Annotated in this window: 4 protein-coding genes and 1 pseudogene; 3 read left to right on the top strand and 2 right to left on the bottom strand. The window is 70.6% G+C overall.

Going from position 1 to position 2,870, the window contains the following annotated elements:
- Positions 1-353: pseudogene (locus tag Q0588_RS01985) on the bottom strand (RNA polymerase sigma-54 factor); the annotation flags it as partial.
- A 147-nt stretch (positions 354-500) separates the two neighbouring features.
- On the opposite strand from Q0588_RS01985, the gene Q0588_RS01980 reads away from it, so the two are divergent.
- From Q0588_RS01980 to Q0588_RS01970, 3 genes are read left to right on the top strand one after another with little or no spacing between them, the layout of a single operon-like run.
- Entirely contained in the window at positions 501-1,796 is a 1,296-nt protein-coding gene (locus Q0588_RS01980; RefSeq protein WP_298743273.1) for a M20/M25/M40 family metallo-hydrolase, read from the top strand.
- Between the two features lie 44 nt (positions 1,797-1,840).
- The gene (locus Q0588_RS01975; RefSeq protein WP_298743270.1) at positions 1,841-2,260 is read left to right on the top strand and encodes an antitoxin Xre/MbcA/ParS toxin-binding domain-containing protein; all 420 of its coding nucleotides are present in this window, start codon (positions 1,841-1,843) and stop codon (positions 2,258-2,260) included.
- On the top strand, positions 2,257-2,778 hold the full coding sequence (locus Q0588_RS01970) for an RES domain-containing protein (protein ID WP_298743268.1): 522 nt from the start codon (positions 2,257-2,259) through the stop codon (positions 2,776-2,778). Before Q0588_RS01975 ends, Q0588_RS01970 begins: the two co-directional genes overlap by 4 nt.
- On the opposite strand, the gene Q0588_RS01965 is transcribed toward Q0588_RS01970, so the two are convergent.
- A complete protein-coding gene (locus tag Q0588_RS01965; protein WP_366872494.1) occupies positions 2,754-2,831 on the bottom strand; it encodes a hypothetical protein in 78 nt (25 codons plus the stop codon). The two genes, Q0588_RS01970 and Q0588_RS01965, sit on opposite strands and share 25 nt — an antisense overlap.
- Positions 2,832-2,870: the final 39 nt, after the last annotated feature.

Below are 2,870 nucleotides of genomic sequence, written 5' to 3'. Positions count from 1 at the left end.
TGGGCCTCGCCGGCGCCGACGTCCTCCATCCGGTCCGAGGTGCGCTCGCCCGGGCTGGCGTCGCCGTAGACGTCGTCCGGGCGGGCGTCGAGGGTGCGGTCGGAATCCTGGGCGTGGCCCTCGTCGAAGCTCAGTTCGGCGCCGTCGCGGCTCTCGGCGGCCTCGGGCGGGGCGTCGGTCTCGCCGCCGGGCTCGGCGTCCTCGCGCTGGAGCAGGGGGTTCTTTTCGAGCTCGGCCTCGACGAAGGCGTCCAGTTCGAGGTTCGACAGTTGCAGCAGCTTGATCGCCTGCTGCAGCTGGGGGGTGATGACCAGCCCCTGGCCCTGCCGTATCTCCAGCCTCTGTCCGAGCACCGTCCGCAGCCCCCTGCCGGGCCGGTTGGCCCGAAACTTGCTGCGGCCACTGTGTGGCCGGAACGGTTAACGGGGGTCTAAGCGGCTGGACCTCGCGCCCGCGGTTTGCTCCCCTGCGGCGTCGTCCGTCACAAGCGAGAGTTCTCCATGCGCCTGATCCTGACCGCCCTGCTCCTGCTGGCCCTGCCCGGCGGCGCCCTGGCCCAGGCCACGCCCGCCGAGCGGACGATGATGCGGACGGTCGAGGCCGAACACGACCGCCACATCGCCCTGCTGGAGCGGCTGGTCGACCAGAACAGCGGTACGCTGAACCTGCCGGGGGTGCGCGCCGCGGGGGAGATGGTCCGGGCCGAGCTGGAGCCGCTGGGGTTCGAGGTGCGCTGGGTCGAGATGGCGGAGACGGGGCGGGCGGGCCATCTGGTCGCCACCCATCCGGGCCGGGGCCGCAATGTGCTGCTGATCGGCCATCTGGACACGGTGTTCGAGGCCGACAGCCCGTTCCAGACCTTCGAGCGCGACGGGAGCCGGGCGGTCGGGCCGGGCATCGGCGACGACAAGGGCGGGGTGGTGGTGATCGTCGCCGCCCTGCGGGCCATGCAGGCGGCCGGGACGCTGGACGACGCCGACGTCACCGTGGTGCTGACCGGCGACGAGGAGCGGGTCGGATCGCCGGTGGGGATCGCCCGGCGCGACCTGGTCGAGGCCGGGCGGGCGGCCGACTTCGCCCTGGAGTTCGAGAACCTGGCCATTGACGACGGGGCCGAGTTTGGCACGGTGGCGCGGCGCAGCTCGACCAACTGGACCCTGACCGCGACCGGCCGCACCGGCCATTCCAGCGGGGTGTTCAACGATGCCCTGGGCTATGGGGCCATCTATGAGGCGGCGCGGATAATCGACGGCTTCCGCCGCGAGCTGCCGGAGCCGAACCTGACCTATAATGTCGGGGTGATCGCCGGCGGCACGCCCGCCGCCATCGACGCCGAGGGCTTCAGCGTCACCGCCTCGGGCAAGACCAATATCGTCGCCTCGACCGCCATCGCCCGCGGCGACCTGCGCACCCTGACGCCGGAGCAGGACGCCCGGGTCCGGGCCGGAATGCAGGCCATCGTCGCCGACCACCTGCCGCACACGGACGCGCAACTGGCGTTCGCGGACACCGGCTATCCGCCGATGGCCCCGAGCGAGGGCAACCGGGCGCTGCTGGCGCGGCTCAATGAAGTGAACCGGGATCTGGGTCTGCCCGAGATGGCGGAATACGATCCGGCCCGGCGCGGGGCGGCCGACAGCGGCTTCGTGGCCGCGGACGTCGATACGCTGGGCGGACTGGGAATCGCCGGCGGCGGGGCCCACGCCGAGGGCGAATGGGTCGATCTGGACAGTCTGGTGCGCCAGTCGCAGCGGGCGGCGGTGCTGATCTCGCGGCTGAGTCTGGGCGGGGCGTGAGGCGGTCCTTGCGATTGTCCATGTGAGACGGCATAATATATCGCATGAGCGCCGCCTTTGACATGTCCCACAGTGGGGCGGGAACCCCGACCATCGCCCTGATCGACCTGATCGACCGCGGTCTGCCGATATCCGCCGTCGACCAGCTGGCCCGCCAGGTCGCGCCGGACGACCGGAATTTCAAATACAATTTCATCAGCCGCCCCACCTACGCCCGCCGCAAGGCCCGCGGTCCGGACGGGCGGCTGTCCAAGGCCGAAAGCACGCGCCTGGTCCGCTTCGTGCGCATCTGGGAGATGGCGCTGCGGGTCTGGAAGGACGAAGACGCGGCCCGGGCCTTCCTGCAGCGCCCCCATATGCTCCTGGACGGCCGCACCCCGCTGGCGGTGATCCTGTCCGGCGAAATCGGCGGCCAGCTGGTCGAGGATATCCTGGGCGGCCTGCTTTACGGCACGGGCGTTTGAGCGGCCGCAAACTGGACCGCGGCCTGACGGCCTTCCGGATCGGCGACCCTGACGGGGCCTACCCGATCTTCGACGCCACCGGCTCCCGCATCAGCCCCGGCCGCTGGAACACGCCCGACACACCAGTCATCCATGCGTCCGAACACTATTCGACGGCCATGCTGGAGGTCCTGGCCAACGCCAGCGGAGTCTTGCCGCCCGACCAGCATTTCATCGAGATCGCCCTCGACGCCGGCCTCTCCTATGAGGTTTTCTCGGCCGCCCACCACCCGGGGTGGGATCGGGCGGACAAGCAGGTGGCTCGCGCCTTCGGCTCCGCGTGGGTCGCGGAGAACCGCTCCGTTCTCCTGTTCACGCCCAGCGTGGTGGCGCGGATGGAGCGCAATATCCTGATCAACCCGGCCCATCCCGAGTTCGGCCGGATTCGTCCCGGGCTGCATCAACCGGTGTGGTGGGACCAGAGGCTGTTCCACGGTCAGGGCCGGCGCGGGAGTCACCCGTACATGTCGCCGAGATAGACCCGCCGCACTTCCGGATCGCGGATGACGTCCTCGGCCTCGCCCTCGAACAGGACGGCGCCGCCCGAGATGATCGAGGCGTGGTCGATGAT

Source organism: uncultured Brevundimonas sp. (assembly GCF_937870815.1).
Taxonomy (GTDB): domain Bacteria; phylum Pseudomonadota; class Alphaproteobacteria; order Caulobacterales; family Caulobacteraceae; genus Brevundimonas.
The sequence above is the reverse complement of the archived record's forward strand: the minus strand, read 5'-3'. Positions and strand labels throughout refer to the sequence as shown.